Here is a 20058-nt window from a genome sequence, read left to right as displayed (position 1 = left end):
ATCATGCGCCGGGGGCGGCGTGCGTGAAGGCCGCAATCTCGGTGAGCACGTCGACGGCTCGGTCGACCGAGGCGTCGAACAGCGCGGCGCCGGCGGCCGCGGTGGCGCCGGTGGGGTCGCCGATCACGCCGTCGGGTCCGAAGTCGTTGCTCAGCCAGCCGAACTGCGCCGGGGTGCTGTGGAAGCCGAGGTGGGTCATGGCGCCGATGTGCTCGGGGACGTTCCGGCGGGCCCGCGCCATGTCGACCAGGTCGGGCCGCAGGTGCAGCACCAGAGACGTCTCGCCGTAGCCGGCGTGGATGCCGAGGCCGTGCTCGTCGGGCTCGCGCTCGCCACCGGCCCCCGCGATCTGCACCCCGGCGGGCATCGAGAAGGTCAGCAGGCCGTGCAGGCGGCGGATCTCGCGCAGCGCGACCCCGAGCAGCGCCGTGTTCCCCCCGTGGCCGTTGAGGAACACCAGTCGTCGGGCCGGGGTCGCGGCTACGGACCGGCCGATGTCGACGAGCGTCGACATCAGCGTCTGCCACGAGACCCAGACCGTGCCGGACGCCCAGGAGTGCTCGTCGGACTTGGTGTACGTGAGGGTGGGCAGCTGCCACACGTCGAGCCCGGCCGCCGCGGCGCGCTCGACCGCGGCCGTGGCGACGCGCTCGGCGATGAGGGCGTCGGTGATGAGTGGCAGGTGCGGGCCGTGGTGCTCCATGGCGCCGGTGGGCACCACCAGGACGGAGTCGGGTCCGAGCACGCGCGCCGTGGCCGGGCCGGAGAGCTCGGCGAGCAGGCGGGTCATCGGATCGCTCCCTTGCGCGGGCCGGCGTACCCGGGGTTGAGCTTGCCGGGGTTGAGCAGCCCGTGCGGGTCGGTGGTCCGCGCGAGAGCCAGGGTGCGTTCCACCTCGAAGTCGACGTTCCACTGGTGCGGGTTGTGCACGCCGACCCCGAGCGCGCCGAGGGCAGCGATGACCTCGTCGAGGTGCTCCGGACCCTCGTAGACACCCGCGAGCATGCCGATGGGCACGGTGTGCCCGGCCTCGAGGTGCAGGAGCCCGCCGGGGATCGTGGCCTGGACCTCGTCGAGCCGGTCGATCAGCGCGTCGCCGCCGACCTCGAGGTGGACGTAGGTGCCGGGGTCGGCCTTCTGCAGCCACTCGATGGGGTGGTTGTAGGACAGGACGGAGAGCTTGAGGGAGGCCTGTGGGCCGTCGCGGAGGTCCTCGACGGTGCCGCCCGCGGCCGTGACCAGGGCGGTCGCGGCGTCGACGGCGGCGGGGTCGAGGATCGCGCGCAGGCTCGCTCGGCCCTCGGGGATCGCGGAGTCGGGCGGCAGGGCCTCGGACACCGTCGGGTGGTCGGCGGACACCAGGCGCGGCCGGGGCGACAGCTGCCCGATCTCGCGCAGCACCCGGAACGCGTCGTGCTGGGAGTCGAAGCTCGCGTAGAACCCGCGCCAGTCCTGCAGCGGCTCGAGGCGCACGGTGGCCCGCGCGAGGATGCCGGCCGTGCCGTAGTTGTGCACGTACGCCTGGGCGTCGTCGCCCTCGACGTGGACCAGCGCAGCGTCGCCGGAGGCGTGCACCACGTCGAGCGCGACGACGAACCCCTGGTGGTTGGCGCCGTGCACGATCGTCCCGGTCCCGCCCGAGCCGCCGGACAGGAACCCGCCGACCGTCGACTGGGCCGTCGACGGGTACATCCACAGCTCCTGGCCGGTCTCGCGCGCGGCCGCCTCGATCGCGACCATCGTCGCGCCCGCCTCCGCCGTGACCCAGCCCTCGCCCACCTCGACGATCGCGCGGGCGCGGGTCAGGTCGAGCACCAGGCCGCCGGGCATCGGGATCGCCTGGCCGTAGTTGCCCGTGCCCTTGCCGCGCGGGGTCACCGCGACGCCGTGCCGCACCGCGGCCGCGACGCACTGCGCGATCTGCGACGCGCTCGTCGGGAACGCCACGACGTCGGCCAGCCCGAGCGGGAGCAGCTCGAGGATGAGCGGCGACATCGTCGCGCCGTCCACGCTGACCCGCTCGCGCACCCGGTGGTCGGTGGTCACGCCGTCGTCGCCGAGCAGGTCGCGCAGCTCGTCGGTCAACGCCTCGACGGCCGTCGTCGTCTCCATGAAGTGTCCTTCCACGTGCATGCGGGCGGCGGGCGGGACGCGAGCCCCGCCCGCCGCCCCGGGGATCAGAAGCCGATCGACTGGTCGAGGAACTCGTTGGTGTAGAGGTCCTTGGCCACCAGGCCCGCCTTCGGCGGGGCGCCCGCGTCGGTGTAGATCGGGCCGGCGATGTCGATGATCTTCTGGATCCGCGCCTCGTCCATGTCGCCGACGTAGTCGTTCTCGCCGTTCGACGCGATGTCGAGCTTCTTCATCTGCTCGACGGCGAAGTCCGCGACGCCCTCGGAGTAGACCCAGCCGTTGTTGTACTGGCCGACGAGGTCGAGGATCAGCGCGTTCGTCGTGGCCGGGTCGTTGATGTAGTCGACGTCCGCCTGCTGCATGACGGGCACGAGCTTCTCCAGGCAGGGCGTGAGGTCCTCGAGGTCACCGGTCCGGACCGACATGGCCTCGGGGTAGAACGGGAAGCCCGCGTCGTAGATGGTCTCGAGCTTGACGGGCTTGCCCCAGGCCGTGACCTCGTTCTCGTAGATGTACGGCTCGGCCGTCGCGAAGCCCTGCTGCGCGTCCTTGCCCTGCGCGGCGACGAAGTTGGCCGGCGTGCCGTCGTAGCTGCCGTCGGTCACCGAGGCGTCGAGCGTGCCCGAGCCGATGAGGTAGCTCATGTAGGCGGCCCCGTTGAAGTAGCGGATGACGCCGCCCGAGTCCTTGAGCGCGGAGCCGAGGCCCTTGATGTCGGTGACGTCGGGGTACGTCGCCGGGTCCCACATGACCATCATCGGGGACTTGTCGTTCTCGGCGAACACCGCGGTCGTCGGGAACTTGTCGGACAGCTGCACGGCCTCGTCGGTGGAGACGTAGCCCAGCGTGATCGACGTGTCCTGGTACATCTGCGCGGACGCCTGCGTGAAGCCGATCGCGGGGCCGCCGGCGCGGACCTCGATCTTCACGCCCGTGGGCTTGCCGCCCGACACCAGGTCGCCGGTCACCGACTTCTGGTTGGCGTCGACCGTGTAGCCCTCGCCGACCAGCTCGTAGAGGTGGCCGTGGTCCGCCTCCGGGTTCCAGTCGGTCTGCACGACGACGGTCGCGGGACAGACGTCGGACAGGTCGACCCCGCCGGCGGCCGCCGTGGCGGCGGTCGTCTCGGAGTCGCCGGCGCCGCCGGCGCAGGAGGCCAGGGCGGCCGTGGTGAGCAGGATGCCGACCGCTGCCGCAGCCGAGCGGGGAGTAGTGCGCATGGGGGCTCTTTTCAGGGGAGGGACGGGCGGGGTGGAACGACGGCAGCGGGAGGGGGTGGGCCCGCGGCCGGGGATCAGGTGAAGTCGTACCAACGGCCCACGACGAGCCGTCCGAGCCAGCCGAAGATGACGAAGACGGCCACGCCGAGCAGGGACGCGACGAGGATCGCGGCGTACAGCTGGGGGCCCTGGAGACGGGACGCGTAGACCTGGATGAGGACACCCAGGCCGGGGTTGCCGCGCTGGAAGAACTGGTCGCCGACGACCGCGCCGACCACCGCGAGCCCGGCCGACGTGCGCAGGCCGACGAAGATCGAGGGCAGCGCGGCGGGGAACTGCAGCTTGCGCAGCAGGGTCGCGCGGCTGACCCCCTGCAGCTGGAAGAGCTCTCGCTGCTGCTTGGCCACCGACTGCAGGCCGAACAGGGTCATCGACACCATCGGGAAGAGCGCGATGAGGATGGTGACGATGACGCGGGCCTGAAAGTTGTAGCCGAACAGGATCCCGATGAGCGGGACGAGGGCGAGGATCGGGATGCACTGCAGCACCACCGCGTACGGGAAGAGCGACCGCTCGATCCAGGCTGCCTGCGACATGACCACCGCCCACGCCATGCCGAGGATGATCGCGAAGACGAGGCCGGTCATCGCGACCTCGGTGCTGTGCAGCAGGGCGGTGGCCAGGGTCTGCAGCTCCTCGGGGTCGGTGAGGACCTCGAGCACCTGGTGCGGATACGGGACGAAGTACGGCAGCCCGCGCGAGGCGTAGTAGGCGGCGAGCGCGTACCAGAGGCCGAGGAAGCCGATGAAGACGACGACCGGACCGAGCCAGGTGATCACGGACTTCTTGCGCCGGGTCGGTGCCGCCTTGACGGGCCGGCGGGTGGGGGCGGTGACACCCTCGAGCGTGGTGGTGGCCATCAGCTGTGCGCCTCCTTGAGGGCGTGCGAGACCTCGCCGACGACCGCGGCGAACTCGGGGGAGAACCGGATGTCGGGATCGCGCGGCATCGGGAACGGGACGTCGAAGGTGCCGACGAGCCGGCCGGGGCGACCCGACATGACGACGACCTTCGTCGACAGGTAGACGGCCTCCGCCACCGAGTGCGTGATGAACAGGCCGGCGAAGTGCTGCTCGCTGAACAGCTTGAGCAGCTCGTCGTTGAGGCGGCTGCGCGTGATCTCGTCGAGCGCGCCGAACGGCTCGTCGAACAGGAACAGCTCGGGGTCGAGCGTGAACGAGCGGGCCAGCGACGCGCGCATCTTCATGCCGCCGGAGAGCTGCTTGGGCAGGTGCTTCTCGAAGCCCGCGAGCCCGACCAGGTCGATCGCCTTCGCGGCGGCCCGCCGGCGGTCCTTGACGCCCCGGCCGTTGAGCTCGGCGAGCAGCTCGACGTTGCCCTGCACGTCGCGCCAGGGGAGCAGGGTCGCGTCCTGGAAGACGTAGCCGATGTGGTCGGTGGCCAGCTCGACCACCCCCGCGCTCGCGGTCTCGAGGCCCGAGGCGATGCGCAGGAGCGTCGACTTGCCGCAGCCGGACGGGCCGACGACGGAGACGAACTCGCCCCGGCCGACCGTGAGGTCGACGCCCGACAGAGCGGTCGTCCCGTCCGGGAACGTCATGGCGACGTCGTGGAACCCCAGCAGGGGTCCGGCCTCGCGCGCCGGGGACGCCGGCGTGCTGGTGGGTGTCGTGAGGGACACGGTCACCTCGCTTCGGGGTAGGGGCTGGACAGGACCGCGGGGGTGGCGACCTGCGTGTGGGTCTCGCTCTGCGCGACGAGGCGTCCTTCGTGCAGGACGTAGCGGTCGGCCGTCGCGGTGGCGACGACGCCGACGAGGTCCGTGCCCCGCACCGCGAGCAGCTCGGCGCGGGCGCCGACCTCGACGCCCGCGACCGGCAGGCCCATGACGTCGCGCGCCCCGGTGCTCACCGCGGCGTACGCCTCGTCGACGGACAGGTGGCCCGCGACGACCAGGAGCATCGCGGTCTCCAGCGCGTCCGACCGGCCCAGCGGGTTGAACGGGTCGCGCACGTTGTCCGCGCCGGCGGCGAACCTCACGCCGGCGTCCACCAGCGCGCGGACGGCGGTCAGCCCGCGCGGGGTGGCGACGTCGGAGCCCCAGCCCTGCAGGTAGAGGTTGGTGATCGGGTTGGCGATGATCCCGAGGTCCGCGGCCAGCACGTCGGCGATGACCTCGTCGCGCCGGGGCCCGTCCAGCGTGCCCAGGCGGACGCAGTGGCCGGCGCTGACGGGCGCGTCCCAGTCGCGGACCGCGCGGGCCAGCACGTCGAGCGTGACCTCGCAGTCGAGGCTCTCGTCCGTGTGCACGTCGACGCCGACCCCGTGCGCGACGGCGACGTCGAGCAGCCGGTGCAGCTCCGCGACGGGGTCGGGCGCGAGGTGCGGTGCGCCGCCAACGAGGTCGACCCCCGCGGCCAGCGCGGCGTCCATGTCCGTCACCGGCGTCAGGTAGCCGCCCAGCGTGACCAGCTCCAGGTCGACCAGCCCGCGCAGCTCCTCGCGCACCTGGACCAGGGCCCGCACGCCGCGCAGCGGGTCGTCGCCGTTGAGCAGGTCGACGTGGGTGCGGATGGCCGTCGTGCCGTTGGCCAGCATGGTGAGCGCCTGGGTGCGGGCGCGGGTCGCGATGTCCTCGACGGTCATCCGCGCGGAGTGCGCACGCCACGAGTCGATCGCGAGGCGCAGGTCGCCCATCGGCGGCCGGATCGCGTCCCACGACAGTGCCTTGTCGAGGTGCGCGTGCGGCTCCGCCGGGGCCGTCAGGAGAAGGAAGCCGTCCAGCTCGAGGGTGGCGTCGGGGTCGCCCGCCGCGAGCGTGCCCCCGGGGACCACGTCCGCGACGACCGCGCCGTCCAGCAGCACGTCGACCACCCGGCCGTCGGCCAGACGCGCGTGCGTCAGCCGCTCGATGGGGCGGGGCAGAGCCGGCATCGCGTCCCTCCTTCCGGAGCGCGCGACTCACCCGGGCGGGTGCGCCGTCGCGGGTGGTGAAGCAATTTCTTCGTGCTCTGCGCACGCTAAGCAGGCTGAGTTACCGACGTGTAACCACAGCGGTCCTTCCGTGTCACGGAGTGGGGTTTCCCGTTAACACGAGCCTCGTAGCCTGGCGCTCCGCCCGAGTCGACCGATCTGGAGGACGCCCGTGAGCGTGTTCAGCGACATCCAGCGGCCCGTCGTGGTGCAGGCGCGCGCCGAGGTGGCCGACGGCGTCGTCGCGCTCGACCTCGTGCCGACGAACGGCCGACCGCTGCCGCCGTGGACGCCCGGCTCGCACATCGACCTGCTGCTCGGTGACGGCCTCGAGAGGCAGTACTCGCTGGTCGGCGACCCGGCCGACCGCACGACGTACCGGGTCGCCGTCCTGCGCGAGCCCGACGGCCGCGGCGGCTCGGTCGCCGCGCACGCCCTCGACGTGGGGGACGCCCTGCGGCTGCGCGGGCCCCGCAACCACTTCGCGTTCTCCCCGGCCGGTCCGACGGTGTTCGTCGCGGGCGGCATCGGGATCACGCCGGTGCTGTCGATGGTGTCGGCCGCGATCGGCGCCGGTTCTGAGTGGACGCTGCACTACGCCGGGCGCTCGCGGTCGACGATGGCGTTCGTCGACGAGCTGGTCGCGGCCCACCCCGATCGCGTGCACGTCTACGCCGCCGACGAGGGGCGGCGTCTCGACGTCGGCGCGGTCACCGCCGGACCGGCGGGTCAGGTGTTCTGCTGCGGGCCGCGGCGGCTGCTCGAGGYCGTCGAGTCGTCCGTCGAGGCGGGGTGGACCGTGCACACCGAGCGGTTCGAGGCGCGCGAGTTCGGGCCGCCGGTCTGGAGCGAGCCGTTCGACGTCGAGCTCGCGCTGTCCGGCACGACCCTGACGGTCCCGCCCGGGCGCAGCATCCTCGAGGTCGTCGAGGACAGCGGCGCCATGGTCGTCTCGTCGTGCCGGGTGGGCACGTGCGGCAGCTGCGAGACGCCGGTGCTCGAGGGGACGGTCGAGCACCGCGACTCCGTGATCGGGCCGGGCGGCAGCGGCACGACGATGATGATCTGCGTCTCGCGCGCCGTGGGCGCGAACCTGGTGCTCGAGCTGTGAGGGCTCAGCGCCCGACGCGGCGGCGGAGGTCGGCCACCACGTCGTGCTCGTCGGCGGTCTGCAGGACGAAGTCCCGCACCACCACGCGCCCGGCGACGACGACGTGCCGCGGCCGGCGGCCCGGCGAGGCCCAGAGCAGGCCGGCGACCGGGTCGGCCACGCCCGCGTCGGCCACGCCCGACACGTCCCACACGCACAGGTCCGCCGCCGCACCGGGGCGCAGGTGACCCAGCTCCGGGCGGCCCAGGCCCGCCGCCGAGCCGGCCGTCGCCATACCGAGCACCTCGCGCGCGGTGAGCGGGCGGCCGACCAGCGGCGCGACCTGCATCGCGAGCCGCGCGTCGGCGAGCAGGTGGCCGGCGTCGTTGCTCCCMCCGCCGCTCGTGCCGAGGCCGACGGGGACGCCCGCGTCGAGCAGGGCGGCCACCGGCGCGACGCCCCAGCCCATCGGCAGGTCGCAGCCGGGCGCGTGCGTCGCGGTCGCGCCGCTCGCCGCGACCCGGGCCAGCTCGTCGTCGGTGATCCCGCACAGGTGCGCGAGCGTGACGTCCGGCGCCAGCCAGCCCCACTCGTCGAGCAGGTMGAGCGGGCGCCGGCCGTACCGCTCGACCGCCGCGGCCACGTCGACCTGCTCGTTCGCCTGGGTGCGCCGCCGCAGGCCGTGGCGCGCCGCGACCTCGCCGAGCAGCCGGAACGTCTCGGGGCCGTCGCTGTGCACGCCCGCCGGGCCGACGGCGAGCTGCAGCAGGGGGCTCTGCGGCAGGGCCGCCACGATCGCCTCGGCGGACAGCGCCGCGCGTTCCGGGTCGTCGCGGGCGCTGCCGCGCACGAGCACCAGCCGCGCGCCGAGCCGGTGCGCCGCCTCGACGGTCCCGCGGGCGACGTCGACCGACGCGGCGACGTCGTCGGGCCAGGTGAGGTGGTGGTCGGCGACGGTGGTCACGCCGCTGAGCAGGGCCTCGGCGAGGCCGGCGGCAGCCGCCGCTCCCGCGAGCTCGCCGTCCACGCCCGCGGCGGCGTAGGCCGCGGCCATCGTCGGCAGCCACGACGCCATGGGGACCCCGCGCGTGCCGGGCAGCGTGCGGAACGCGGTCTGCAGCAGGTGGTGGTGCGCGTTGACCAGGCCGGGCGTGACCACGCAGCCGGCCACGTCGAGCAGCTCGGCACCGGGTGCCGCGTCCTGCGTGACCACCCCGTGGGTCACGTGCACGTCCCCGACGCGTTCGGTCTGCGCATCGACGACGACGGCCACGGCCCCGGAGAGTGTCAGCATGGGGTCTTGGTAGCACCGTCACGTTGCGGGGAGGTGACCTGAGTGCTCGAGATCGCGGACCGCCTGCTCGCGCGCCTGACCGCAGGCCACCGCGTCGCCGTCGCCACGGTCGTGTCGATGACCGGCAGCGGGCCGACCGTCGTCGGCACCTCGATGGCAGTGGACGACACCGGCGCGGCCATCGGCAGCGTCGCGGGCGGGTGCGTCGAGGGCGCCCTCTACGAGCTGTGCGCGTCCGTGCTGGCCGGGTCGGCGCCTGGCGTCCAGGAGTACGGCGTCACGGACGAGGACGCGTTCGCCGTCGGCCTGACCTGCGGGGGAGTGCTGCGCGTGCATGCGCGCGAGCTCGGCCCCGCGGACCTCCCGCCGCTCGCCGCCGCCGCGCGCGGAGAGGACGCCGTCGTGGTCACGCCGCTCGACGGTCCCCTCCCGCGCGGGTACGAGCCGTCGGTCGACCGCTCGGGCCTGCTGCGCGTCGCCAGGCCCGACGGAGGCGTCGAGGTGTTTGTCGAGGTCGCGTCCGCGCCGCCGCGCATGCTCGTCTACGGCGCGCTCGAGTTCTCCGCCGCGCTCGCGGCCGCGGCGCGGGCGGTCGGGTACCGGGTGACCGTGTGCGACGCGCGCGCCGTGCTGGCCACGCCCCGTCGGCACCCCGGGGCCGACGAGGTCGTCGTCGACTGGCCTGTGCGCCACCTCGGCCTGCAGGTGCTCGGTCCGCGGGACGTCGTCTGCGTGATGGCGCACGACGACCGGTTCGACGCCGACCTCGTCCTGGCCGCGCTGCGGTCCGGCGCGGGCTACGTGGGGGCCATGGGCTCGCGCCGGACCCAGGACCGGCGGACCGCGGCCCTCGTCGAGCGCGGCGCCCGGCCCGACGAGCTCGCCCGCCTGCACGCGCCTATCGGCCTCGACATCGGCGCCTCGACCCCGGCGGAGACCGCGATCTCGGTGCTCGCCGAGGTCCTCGCCGCCCGCGGCTCGTCGTCGGGCCGCCCGCTGACGACGTTGTCGGGCCCGATCCACCACCCGCCCCCCACCCCCTGAGCACCAGCGCAGCGTCCGCACTTTCGGTCGTCAGGGCGCTCGATCGTGCGGACGTCCCGGCCAGGCTGGCGCAACGTCCGCGGATCCGGTCGTCGGGGCGCTCGAAAGTTCGGACGCTCCGGTGGGTGAGCGGGGACCGGGGTCGGGCGGGTCAGCTGTGGAGCAGGCGCCAGAGGCGGTCGGCGGTCATCGGGAGCTCGTGGGGGCGGACGCCCAGGGCGTCGCGGACCGCGTTGGCCAGGGCCGGGGCGACCGGGTTGTAGGGCGCCTCGCTCATGGACTTGGCGCCCAGGGGGCCGAGGTCGTCGGTGGTCTGCGCGAAGAGCACCTCGGTGCGGGGCAGGTCGATCATCTGCGGCACGTGGTAGCTGCGGAACGAGGCGGTGGTGACGCGGCCCTCGTCGTCGAGCCGCATCTCCTCGTACAGCGCGGTGCCGACGGCCTGCCCGGTGCCGCCCTCGACCTGCCCGCGCAGCTGCTCGGGGTGCAGGACGGTGCCGGCGTCGACGGCCTGGATCGAGCGCAGGATGCTGACCTCGCCGGTGTCGGGGTCGACGGCCACCCGGAACGCGTGGACGTTGAACGCGACGGACCGCGGGGAGCCGTCGTGGGAGCCCTGGCCCGTGAGCCCGGGCACGGCCCGCGCGATCTCGGTGAGCGGGACCCCGCTGGCGCTGTCGGGCGTCAGGCCCTCGTCCCACGAGCGGGGCTCGTCGCTCGGGTGCTCGCGCAGCGCGGCGGCCGCGGCGAGCACCTTGCCGCGCAGCTGGAGCGCCGCGCGGTGCAGCGCGAGGCCCGCGACGACGACGCCCGCGGACCCGAACGCGCCCGTGTCGTAGCCGGCCACGTCGGTGTCGGACTGCCGGATGACGATCCGGTCGACGGTGGTGCCCAGGGCCTGGGCGACGAGCTGGCCGTGCACCGTCGTCGTGCCGTTGCCGAACTCGGTGGTGCCGATGCTCGCCTCGTAGCGGCCGTCGTCGAGCAGCCGGACGGTGGCCTCGGCGTAGTGGCCGCGCGGGGCGATGGTCGCGATCATCGCCACGGCCATCCCCTCGCCGACGAGGGTGCCGTCCGGCGCGGGGGCGTCGAGCGAGCGATCGGCGAGGGCGGTCTGCGCCAGGTCGAGGCACTGGTCCAGGCCGTACGAGCTCATCCCGAGGTCGCTCACCTCGTCGGGGTCTGTGACCAGCAGGCGGTCGCCCGGCACGACGACGTTGCGGCGGCGCAGGTCGAACGGGTCGATGCCGGCGGACCGCGCGAGGTCGTCCATCGCGGACTCGATGGCGAAGATGATCTGCCCCAGCCCGTACCCGCGGAACGCGCCCGACGGCAGCGTGTGGGTGTAGACGGCCTCGGCATCGATGCGCTTGTTCGGGCAGCGGTAGACCGCCATGGACTCGCTGACCCCGTGGAACATGACGCCCGGCCCGTGGTTGCCGTACGCGCCTGTGTTGTTGAGCACGTCGATGCGCATCGCGGTGAGCACGCCGTCGGCATCGGAACCCAGCTCGACCTCGACCCGCACCGGGTGCCGGCTCGGCACGATCGTGAACTCGTCGGCGCGGGTCATCTCGTACTGCACGGCGCGGCGCGTGCGCAGGACGGCGAGCGTGACCACGTCCTCCGTGAGCAGCTCCTGCTTGCCGCCGAACCCGCCGCCCACCCGGCCCGTCAGGACGCGGACGCGGTCCAGCGGGAGGTCGAAGATGTGCGCGATCTCCTTGCGGACCAGGTACGGGACCTGGGTGCTGGTGCGCAGCACCAGGCGGCCGTCCTCGTCGAGCCAGCCGCGGGTCGCGTGGGTCTCGAGCGCGGCGTGGGAGACGCGGCTGGTCCGGTACGTGCCGCTGACGCGGTGTGCCGACGACGCCAGCGCCGCGCTCACGGAACCCATCTCGTCGTGCAGCTGCGCGACCACGTTGCGCCCCGGCTCCGAGATGCGCGCCTCGGGACCCTTGTCGCCGTGGACGAGAGGTGCGCCGGGCCGCCGCGCCTCGGCGGGGTCGACGACGGCGGGGAGCACCTCGTACTCGACCCGGACCAGTGCGCACGCACGCTCCGCCTCGCGCAGCGACTCGGCCACCACGACGGCGACCCGCTGGCCGCGGAACCGCAGGACGGGGTCGAGCACGCGGGTGTCGTCGGGGTCGTCCAGGCGGGACTCGTGGCGGGCGGTCGAGAAGAGCGTCGTGGGCGCGTCCTCGTGGGTGAGGACGGCCAGGACCCCGGGCGCCGCGAGGGCCTCGGTGGCGTCGATCGACACGATCCGGGCGTGCGCGTGCGGGCTGCCCAGCACGGCGAGGTGCGCGAGGTCGGTGGCGGGCACGTCGAGCGTGAAGGGCTCCCGGCCGGCGACGATCCGGCGTGCGGCGGGGGAGCGGACCGAGCGGCCCGCGTCCTGCCCCGCCAGCGGGTCGACGGTGTTGCGGCGGCGCGCGACGGCGTCGCAGATCGACCGGTAGCCCGTGCAGCGGCACAGGTTGCCCTTGAGCAGCCGGGCGGTCTCCTCGTCGTCGCCGTCGGTGAGGTCGAGGCCGGCCACGGTGGTGACCAGGCCCGCGGTGCAGAACCCGCACTGGAACGCGGCGGCGTCGACGAACGCCCGCTGGACCGGGTGCGGCTCGTCGACCGTGCCGAGACCCGAGACCGTGGTCACCGACCGGCCGTCCGCGCGGTACGCGGGCACCAGGCACGAGTGGGTCGGCCGACCGTCGAGCAGCACGGTGCACGCGCCGCAGTCGCCCGAGTCGCAGCCCTTCTTCACCTCGACGTGGCCGTGCTCGCGCAGGAGCGTGCGCAGGACCTGGCCCGGCGCCGGATCGGCGTCGAGCGGTGCGCCGTTGACCTCGAACCTCATGCGAGCTCCCCCCGGACCTGCTCCGCGAGTCGCAGCGTCATGGCACGCCGCCAGTCCGGGGCGCCGTGGGGGTCGTCGTACCAGTCGTCCACCTGCTCGACCGCGGCGCGCAGCTCGTCCGGGCCCGGGAAGGCCGCGAAGGCGAGCCGGTGCGGGTGCGGGACGCCCGCGGTGAGCGTGACGACGAGGCCACCGCCCGCGGACCGGCGGCCGACGACGATCGCGCCGGACCGCCCGTGCCGGGTGAGTGCGACGCGGCGGAAGACCGCGGGCTCGGCGAGGACCTCGGCGGGCACGACCACCGCACGCAGCACCTCGCCGGGCGCGAGGGTCGTCGTCCGCACGCCCGTGACGAACGACGCGACGGGCTCGCGCCGCTCGCCGCCGTCGGGCGTCCACACCACGGCGGTCGCGTCGAGCGCGACGGCCCACGTCGTGAAGGCGCCCGCCGGAAGGGCCAGGCAGATGTTGCCGCCGACCGTCGCCCAGTCCCAGATCTTCTCCGACGCCACGAGCGACCGCGCGCACCGCTCGACCAGGTGCTGCGACGCCCAGCCGGCCACGGGCGGGAGGTCGACCAGCGCGCGGACGGTGCAGGTGGCCGCCACGGACAGGCCCTCGGGCGTGACCTCGATCGCGGGCCAGCGCAGCGACGTGAGGTCGACCAGCTCGGTCAGGTCGGGCTGCGGCTCGGAGAACAGCCACGTGCCGCCGGCCAGGGGCGCGCTACCGGGACCGAGCGCGAGGTCGGTCCGGTCGTGTGCCGCGCGGACGCGGTCGAGTGAGGTCAGGTCCATGGTGCGCCGAGTGAACCGTACCCACGTGTCGGGCATGTGACGACGACCCGTCCTACGGTCGGATCATGACGATCCGACACCTGCGCCAGCCGACCCTGGACTGCGCGGAGCCCCGCGACCTGGCCGAGTTCTACCGCCGGCTGCTCGGCTGGGACTACGCGCCCGGCCACGAGGACGAGGACCCCGACGGCGACGACTTCCTCCTGCTGATCGACCCGGACCGGCCCGTGCGCCTGGCGTTCCAGCGCTCGGACGCGGTGGTGGCGCCGTGGCGCGTGGGCGCCCGCGTGCACCTCGATCTGGACGTCGACGACCTGGACGTGGCACACGAGGACGCCGTGCGGCTGGGGGCGCGACCCCTCACGGGCACGCCCGCGGAGGAGGGGCACGCCGACGACCCGTTCCGCGTCTACGCCGACCCCTCCGGGCACCCGTTCTGCCTGTGCCTCCCCGACCCCGACGCCTGACGGCTCAGACCGGCGCGAACTCCCTCAGCTCCTCGCGACCGCCGTCGACCACGAGGCAGCTGCTCTCCGGCACCTCGTGCCAGGCGCCCTTGAGGTCACCCAGCGGCTCGGACACCACCACGCGGGTCGAGGCGTCGAGGTCGTGCAGCACCGGGTTCTCCGGGTACTGCTGCTTGAGGACGGCGACGTCGGCGTTGCGGAACAGCGACCGGCTCTGCCCCTCGGTGGAGTACCGGAACGCCCACATCCGCTCGCCGTCGGTGGTGCAGACGGTCATCTGCACGGGGAACGCGACGTCGTGCGCGCGACCCACCTGCTCGACCAGCCCCACGGCGCGGGCCACGGCGGCCGGCGGGTCGTCCTCGAGGCCGAACGTGAGGGCGAGGAAGAACAGGATCTCCGAGTCCGTCGACCCCTCGATGAACGGGTAGAGGTCCGGGTCCACCGCGAGCGCGAGGTCGCGCTTCATGGCGGAGAACCCGGCGAGCAGCCCGTTGTGCATCCAGAGCCACCGGCCGTACCGGAACGGGTGGCAGTTGGTCTGCTGCACCGCGGAGCCGCTGGTGGCGCGGATGTGCGCGAGCACGACGCCCGAGCGCACGTGCGCGGAGAGCTCGCGCAGGTTCCGGTCGCTCCACGCCGGTTCGATGCTGCGGAACACCCCGGGGGTCGGGGAGTGGTCGTCGTACCAGCCGACCCCGACCCCGTCGCCGTTGGTGGCCTCCGCGCCGAGCCGGCTGTGCAGGCTCTGCATGACGAGCGAGTTGGTGGGCTTGTAGAGCAGGTCCTCGATGAGGACGGGTGATCCGGTGTACGCGAGCCAGCGACACATGTCGGCCTCCTTGCCGTGCGGTCACCAGCACACCAGGTGCGGACCCGGTTGTCTGCATCTCGGGCGTCACCAGGGCGGCGACGGCAGCCCCTCGTCGTACGCGCCACCCGCGCCGCAGCCGCCCATGTACCCGTCGGGCATGCGCGGGTACACCTCGGTCCAGTACCGATGTGCGAGGGCCGCGGCCTCGACCGGCGACGCCCCGAGCGCCTGGGCCATCGCGGCGTCCCGCTGCACCGCGGCGCACTCGGCGTGGGCCTCGTCCGTGATCCCGACCATGTGCATGGTCTCGTGGGTGAGCACGTGCACCGCGATCACCTGGTCGAGCGTCGGGTGCGACGTGGCCGACCACAGCCAGGCGCGCAGGTGGGCGCACGGGCTCCGCTTGATCAGCGTCGACCGCTCGGGGACGCCGTCGGTGCCCCAGCGCACGAAGCCCAGCTCGGGTCCCAGGTCGAGGAACGCCTGCCCGAGTCCTTGGCAGTGCACCGTCACCGGCCCGCCTGCGACCGCGACCGCCGCGCGCTCGAGCCGGCTCTCGACCCACCCCTGCACGGCCAGCGGCACAGCGCAGGACAGCGCCAGCGCGAGCGAGAGGCCGACGCTGATCTTCGGGAAGGGCGCGACCCGGCCGAGGGCGTCGACGCGGTGCAGCACCCAGCGCACGGCCAGGCCGGCCGCGAGCGTGAGGAAGCCGATCAGCGTGAGGGTGAGCAGCACACCTCAGTCATCGGTCGTCGCGGGCTCCACCATGACGTGCGCAGGGTCGAGGACCTCAAGGATGCGGCCCATGATCCGGTCGAGGTCGGCCACGTCGGTTGCGGTGAGGGGGTCGATCACGGTGGTCAGGACCGTGGCGGCGTGGCCGGGGGCGGCGCCCTCGACCGCGCGCCATCCCGTGGGCGTGAGGATCGCGTTGGTCGCGCGCCGGTCCTCGGCGCAGGGCTCGCGCCGGACGAGGCCGCGCTTCTCCAGCCGGGACACCACGTGCGACAGTCGGGCGAGGGTCGCGTTCGTGTGCGCGGCAAGCGCCGTCATCCGCAGGGTGCGTTCCGGCGCCTCGGAGAGCATGGCGAGCGTGAAGTACTCGAAGTGGCTCAGGCTGGAGTCGCGCTGGAGCTGGGACTCGAGCGTGCCGGGGAGCAGCTCGACCACCGCGATGAGCTTCTTCCAGGCGCGTAGCTGGTCCTCGCTCAGCCATCGCACGTCGCTCATGAGAACGACTCTATCAAATACTTGACGCTACAAGTATTAGAGGTAGGATTGTTGAAGCGACAACAAATATCCCAGGAGGACGACGCTGTGAGCACTGTGACGATCATCGGGGCCGGGACCATGGGCCGCGCCATCGCGTGGCGCGTCGTCGCCGGCGGAAACGAGGCCCAGGTGCTCACCCGCCAGCCGGTCAAGGTGGCCATCCCGGGCGCGAAGCACGCCACGATCGGTGACGCACTCACCGGCGACATCGTCGTCCTCGCGCTGCCGTACGGCGCGTACGACGAGGTCCTCGCGCAGTACGAGGGCCAGCTCGACGGCAAGGTGCTCGTAGACGTGTCCAACCCCATCGACGCCGCCACGTTCGACGGCCTGGTGGTGCCGGTCGACAGCTCCGCCGCCGCAGTCCTCGCGGAGGCGATCCCCGGAGCGACCGTGCTCAAGGCGTTCAACACGACCTTCGGCGCGACCCTGACCAGCGGCGAGGTGGGCGAGGAGAAGACGACCGTGCTCATCGCGGGTGACGACGCCGACGCCAAGGCGGCGCTGATCGCGGTGGTCGAGGCGGGCGGGCTGCGCGCCGTCGACGCCGGCTCGTTGAAGCGCGCCCGCGAGCTCGAGGCCTTCGGCTTCCTCCAGATCGCGCTGGCCGCGTCCGAGCAGACGTCGTGGACCGGCGGGTTCGGGCTGACCCGATGACCGAGATCCTCGACGCGCGCACCGACGTCGGCGCCGTGACGCTCAAGGTGGGCGACCTCGACGCCATGACCGACTACTACGCGCGCGGTGTCGGCCTGACCGTGATCGGCCAGGAGGGCGACCGCGTCACGCTCGGGCGGCAGGGCGTGCCGTCCGTCGTCCTCGAGCACACCCCGCTGCTCAAGCACGCGCCGTCGTCGGCGGCCGGCCTCTTCCACACCGCGATCCTGTTCGACCAGCAGGCCGACCTCGCCTCCTCGGTGTTCTCGGTCGCGCGGCACTTCCCGTCCTCGTTCACGGGCAGCTCCGACCACCTGGTGTCCAAGGCGCTGTACTTCGACGACCCCGAGGGCAACGGCGTCGAGCTGTACTGGGACCGGCCGCGCGAGCAGTGGGGCTGGGAGAACGGCCGCGTCGCGATGGCGACCGAGTACCTGGACCCGAACGGTTTCCTGCGCGAGAACCTCGCGGACCCGGACTCTCTCGACGGAGCCGCGGCCGTCGGGCACGTGCACCTCAAGGTGGGCGACATCGGGACCGCCCACCAGTTCTACGTCGACACCGTCGGCTTCGAGGTCACCGCCGAGTACGGCACGCAGGCGCTGTTCGTGTCCGCCGGTGGGTACCACCACCACCTGGCGATGAACACGTGGCAGAGCCGCGGTGCGCAGGGCCGGTGGCCGGCGCTCGGGCTCGGTGAGGTCACCATCGAGCTGCCGACGGTCGACGAGCGCGGAGCCCTCGGCGCCCGCCTGGCGAGCCGCGGCATCGCGGTGCGCGACGACGGTCAGGTGCTGGCCTTCGAGGACCCGTGGAACAACGAGATCCGGGTCGTGGTCGCGGGCTGAGTCACGTCTCCGGGGGCGTCGTCTCCACCGCCTCCTCGTTCCAGTTCTCCAGCGTCTGCAGCACCCAGAAGACGACGAACAGCAGGAGCAGGATCGCCTCCACGACGAGGATCGTCGCGAACCAGAGCGTGAACCCGGACAGCGCCGCGACCGCGTACAGCGCGGCGGCGACCACGATGGTCAGCACCATGAGCAGGCTGATCAGCTTGTACGTGCCGGCGTACCCGTGCGGTGTCATGCCCCGGACGTTTCCGCGCTCGGGCGCGCGCCGGCCGTTGATCCACGCGACGCCGGCGATGAGGACGAAGAACGTCATCGCCGACGCGTAGTGCGCGCCGGTGAGGAACGTGTCGCGCGAGAAGACGAACCAGAACCCGAACGCTGCCCAGACGCCGGTCGCGACGAGCAGCGCGATCGTCATCGCGCGGCCCCGCGGGCGCGCGCTCCACCACGCGAACACCAGCCCCACCCCGCCGACGACCAGCAGGGCGCTGACGTTGTTCTCGACGCCGGGCACCAGGTCGGCCGGCAGGCACGTCTCGACGCCCGCCTCGCAGCCGTGCTTGAGCGGCGTCGGCACGAACGCCACCAGCGGGATCACCATGCCCGCGAGGTCGAGCAGGGCGTCCTCCCAGCCGGGCCGGCCCTTGATCGCGATGAGCGCGGGACCGATGGCGACCAGGGAGCCGATGAACACCGCGTTCACGGCGGTGTAGTAGTACGCGCTGATCGAGCCGAGGCGCGGGCTGTCGCCCCAGATCATCTCGATCGCGAGCGACGTCGCCAGCAGCAGCGCCATCCCGACGACGGAGACGCGCAGGTACCGGTACGTCTTGCGGGTGGTCAGGTCCAGGGCGACGGTGTCCACTGGCGCGACGTCTGCCATCGTCGGCCCCCTCCCGTTCCCGCCAGGCTAGAGGCTCGCGGCCTGCCGCGGCTGCAGGACGGTCAGGCGTCCTGCCCCGGGATCGCGTCCGCCAGCTCGGCGCGGGAGCGCACCCCGAGCTTCAGGTACACGTTGCGCAGGTGGTACTCGATCGTCTTCGGGCTGAGGAACAGCGCGGCGGCGGCCTCCCGGGTGGTGCGCCCCCCGGCGAGCATGCGGGCCACCTGCAGCTCCTGGGGCGTGAGGTGGTCGAGGCCGGTCGAGCTGCGGCGCTGCGCGGTCTCGCCGGTGGCGCGCAGCTCGGCGGCCGCCTGATCGGCCCACGGGACCGAGCCGAGCCGCTCGAACGTCGCGAGCGCGACGCGCAGGTGCGGCCGCGCGTCCACCCGGCGCTTCAGGCGGCGCAGCCGGGAGCCGTAGGCCAGCTCGGTGCGGGCGGTCTCGAAGTCGTCCGGTGTGTGGCCGTGGTAGGCCAGCGCCACCGAGAAGCAGACGTCGACGACGGTGTCCGGGCAGGTCAGGCCCGCAGCACGGGCGGCCCGCGCGAGCGACCACGGCTGGCCCTTGAGCTCGGCGCGCTCGGTCAGCGACGTCGCCAGGGCGTGCGCCTCGTCGTCGCGACCCAGGTGCACGAGCGCCTCGACCATCTCGGCGGCGGGGGACAGGTCCACGTCCACCAGGCCGAGCTCGGTGAGCAGGCCGACGAGCTCGGTGTAGCCGTCGAGCGCGGCCTCGACGTGCCCGAGGCCCAGCTCGAGCTCGGCCAGCGCCGTCATCGCCCACGCCTGGAAGAAGCCGAGGTGGTGCGCGCGAGTGAGATCCAGTGCCTCGGCAGCGTGCGACCGGCAGGCGTCCGCGTCGCCCGCGCGCGCCTCGAGCCAGGCCAACCCGGCCAGGCACGCGGCGACGTCGGTGGACTGCCCGGCCTCGCGCGCGAGCTGGACCGCCTCGGTGTATCCGGCGACGGCGTCGTCCCAGCGGTCGGTGGTCGCCTGGTCGCGGGCGACGTAGAACAGCAGCGACGGCAGCCCGCCGATGTCCGTACGGCGCCGGGAGTGCGCGACGACGGCCGGGATGAGGTCACGGCCCACGGCGTTCTCGCGCAGGTACAGGGGGCCGACGACGAGCCAGGGTGCGAGCTGCGGGTCCTCGAGGAACTGCGCGGACTGCGCTATGGCCGTCCGCAGCAGGTCGGGCCCGCCGTGCCCCGACAGCACTCCCGCGACCGCGGTGGCCATCGTGCCGACCCAGCGCGCCTCCGGGGTCCGGGGTTCGAGCCCGTCGATCCGGGCCGCGACGGCTGCGGCGGTCGCGATGTCGCCGGCGAACTGGCTGGCGAGGACGCCGTCGGCGAGCAGCCGGATCGCTGCGTCAGGGTCGACGTCGGCCGCCTCGAGCCCGGCCGCCACGAGCACGTCGCGCGCCCGCTCGACCGATCCGGTGCGAGCGGCGATCGCGCCGTCCAGCGACGCCGCACGGATGCGCAGGTCAGGGGCCTGCGGCAGGGCGGACGCGCGGTCGAGCAGCTCGATCGCGGCGTCGGGCAGTCCCGCGCGCCACGAGCTCTCCGCGGCCGACACCAGTCGCGGCCCCCGGTCGGCGGGCCCCGGGGTGAGCCGMGCCGCACGCTCGAACCCCGCCGCGGCGACCGCGTGCGCGCCGCGGGCGCGGGCGCGGGT

19 protein-coding genes are annotated in these 20058 nt (G+C 73.6%); 5 read left to right on the top strand and 14 right to left on the bottom strand.

Features of this window, described 5'->3' with window-relative positions; translation table 11 throughout:
- Nucleotide 1: 1 nt before the first annotated feature.
- From ACXJKA_RS02985 to ACXJKA_RS02960, 6 genes are all read right to left on the bottom strand, one after another.
- Nucleotides 2–790, bottom strand: coding sequence for a creatininase family protein (locus ACXJKA_RS02985; RefSeq protein ID WP_456823686.1), 789 nt, complete (start codon nt 788–790; stop codon nt 2–4).
- Nucleotides 787–2112, bottom strand: a complete 1326-nt coding sequence (locus ACXJKA_RS02980) for an FAD-binding oxidoreductase (RefSeq protein WP_456823685.1) — start codon at nt 2110–2112, stop codon at nt 787–789. The genes ACXJKA_RS02985 and ACXJKA_RS02980 overlap by 4 nt, the downstream gene beginning before the upstream one ends.
- Before the next feature lie 65 nt (nt 2113–2177).
- Nucleotides 2178–3353 (bottom strand): ABC transporter substrate-binding protein, encoded by a 1176-nt coding sequence (locus ACXJKA_RS02975; protein ID WP_456823684.1) that lies wholly within the window; start codon nt 3351–3353, stop codon nt 2178–2180.
- Nucleotides 3354–3427: 74 nt separating this feature from the next.
- Nucleotides 3428–4273, bottom strand: coding sequence for an ABC transporter permease (locus ACXJKA_RS02970; RefSeq protein WP_456823683.1), 846 nt, complete (start codon nt 4271–4273; stop codon nt 3428–3430).
- On the bottom strand, nt 4273–5055 hold the full coding sequence (locus tag ACXJKA_RS02965; RefSeq protein WP_456823682.1) for an ABC transporter ATP-binding protein: 783 nt from the start codon (nt 5053–5055) through the stop codon (nt 4273–4275). The genes ACXJKA_RS02970 and ACXJKA_RS02965 overlap by 1 nt, the downstream gene beginning before the upstream one ends.
- Nucleotides 5056–5057: 2 nt before the next feature.
- Nucleotides 5058–6308, bottom strand: coding sequence for an amidohydrolase family protein (locus ACXJKA_RS02960; RefSeq protein WP_456823681.1), 1251 nt, complete (start codon nt 6306–6308; stop codon nt 5058–5060).
- 211 nt (nt 6309–6519) lie between these two features.
- On the opposite strand from ACXJKA_RS02960, the gene ACXJKA_RS02955 reads away from it, so the two are divergent.
- The gene (locus ACXJKA_RS02955) at nt 6520–7458 is read left to right on the top strand and encodes a PDR/VanB family oxidoreductase (protein ID WP_456823680.1); all 939 of its coding nucleotides are present in this window, start codon (nt 6520–6522) and stop codon (nt 7456–7458) included.
- A 4-nt stretch (nt 7459–7462) separates the two neighbouring features.
- Here the strand turns inward: ACXJKA_RS02955 and ACXJKA_RS02950 are convergent, their stop codons facing one another.
- Nucleotides 7463–8731, bottom strand: a complete 1269-nt coding sequence (locus ACXJKA_RS02950; RefSeq protein WP_456823679.1) for an amidohydrolase family protein — start codon at nt 8729–8731, stop codon at nt 7463–7465.
- A 42-nt stretch (nt 8732–8773) separates the two neighbouring features.
- Here ACXJKA_RS02950 and ACXJKA_RS02945 point away from each other — a divergent pair, with 42 nt between their 5' ends.
- Nucleotides 8774–9775 (top strand): XdhC family protein, encoded by a 1002-nt coding sequence (locus ACXJKA_RS02945; protein WP_456823678.1) that lies wholly within the window; start codon nt 8774–8776, stop codon nt 9773–9775.
- A 151-nt stretch (nt 9776–9926) separates the two neighbouring features.
- Here ACXJKA_RS02945 and ACXJKA_RS02940 read toward each other — a convergent pair whose 3' ends face one another.
- Together ACXJKA_RS02940 and ACXJKA_RS02935 are read right to left on the bottom strand one after the other, a co-directional pair.
- Nucleotides 9927–12635: a molybdopterin-dependent oxidoreductase gene (locus tag ACXJKA_RS02940; RefSeq protein WP_456823677.1), complete on the bottom strand. Its 2709-nt coding sequence runs from the start codon at nt 12633–12635 to the stop codon at nt 9927–9929.
- Nucleotides 12632–13432, bottom strand: coding sequence for an FAD binding domain-containing protein (locus ACXJKA_RS02935; RefSeq protein WP_456823676.1), 801 nt, complete (start codon nt 13430–13432; stop codon nt 12632–12634). The genes ACXJKA_RS02940 and ACXJKA_RS02935 overlap by 4 nt, the downstream gene beginning before the upstream one ends.
- Before the next feature lie 65 nt (nt 13433–13497).
- Between ACXJKA_RS02935 and ACXJKA_RS02930 the strand changes: the two genes are divergently transcribed.
- On the top strand, nt 13498–13899 hold the full coding sequence (locus tag ACXJKA_RS02930) for a VOC family protein (RefSeq protein ID WP_456823675.1): 402 nt from the start codon (nt 13498–13500) through the stop codon (nt 13897–13899).
- A 4-nt stretch (nt 13900–13903) separates the two neighbouring features.
- Here the strand turns inward: ACXJKA_RS02930 and ACXJKA_RS02925 are convergent, their stop codons facing one another.
- The 3 genes from ACXJKA_RS02925 to ACXJKA_RS02915 form a co-directional block, all read right to left on the bottom strand.
- On the bottom strand, nt 13904–14731 hold the full coding sequence (locus tag ACXJKA_RS02925; protein WP_456823674.1) for a class II glutamine amidotransferase: 828 nt from the start codon (nt 14729–14731) through the stop codon (nt 13904–13906).
- A gap of 66 nt (nt 14732–14797) precedes the next feature.
- A complete protein-coding gene (locus ACXJKA_RS02920; protein ID WP_456823673.1) occupies nt 14798–15451 on the bottom strand; it encodes a hypothetical protein in 654 nt (217 codons plus the stop codon).
- Nucleotides 15452–15454: 3 nt separating this feature from the next.
- Nucleotides 15455–15946 carry a MarR family winged helix-turn-helix transcriptional regulator gene (locus ACXJKA_RS02915; protein ID WP_456823672.1) on the bottom strand — a complete coding sequence of 164 codons (492 nt, stop codon included), beginning with the start codon at nt 15944–15946 and terminating at the stop codon, nt 15455–15457.
- 87 nt (nt 15947–16033) lie between these two features.
- On the opposite strand from ACXJKA_RS02915, the gene ACXJKA_RS02910 reads away from it, so the two are divergent.
- Complete coding sequence (locus tag ACXJKA_RS02910; RefSeq protein ID WP_456823671.1) at nt 16034–16645, top strand: NADPH-dependent F420 reductase; 612 nt, start codon at nt 16034–16036, stop codon at nt 16643–16645.
- Nucleotides 16642–17493, top strand: a complete 852-nt coding sequence (locus tag ACXJKA_RS02905) for a VOC family protein (RefSeq protein ID WP_456823670.1) — start codon at nt 16642–16644, stop codon at nt 17491–17493. The genes ACXJKA_RS02910 and ACXJKA_RS02905 overlap by 4 nt, the downstream gene beginning before the upstream one ends.
- 1 nt (nt 17494) lies before the next feature.
- Here the strand turns inward: ACXJKA_RS02905 and ACXJKA_RS02900 are convergent, their stop codons facing one another.
- Complete coding sequence (locus ACXJKA_RS02900; RefSeq protein ID WP_456823669.1) at nt 17495–18379, bottom strand: hypothetical protein; 885 nt, start codon at nt 18377–18379, stop codon at nt 17495–17497.
- A 62-nt stretch (nt 18380–18441) separates the two neighbouring features.
- Nucleotides 18442–20058 (bottom strand): helix-turn-helix transcriptional regulator (locus tag ACXJKA_RS02895; protein ID WP_456823668.1); only part of this gene is annotated, 1617 nt, incomplete at its 5' end.

The sequence above is a fragment of the Cellulomonas sp. P5_E12 genome (assembly GCF_054049315.1).
This window is presented reverse-complemented; position numbering and strand designations above follow the sequence as displayed.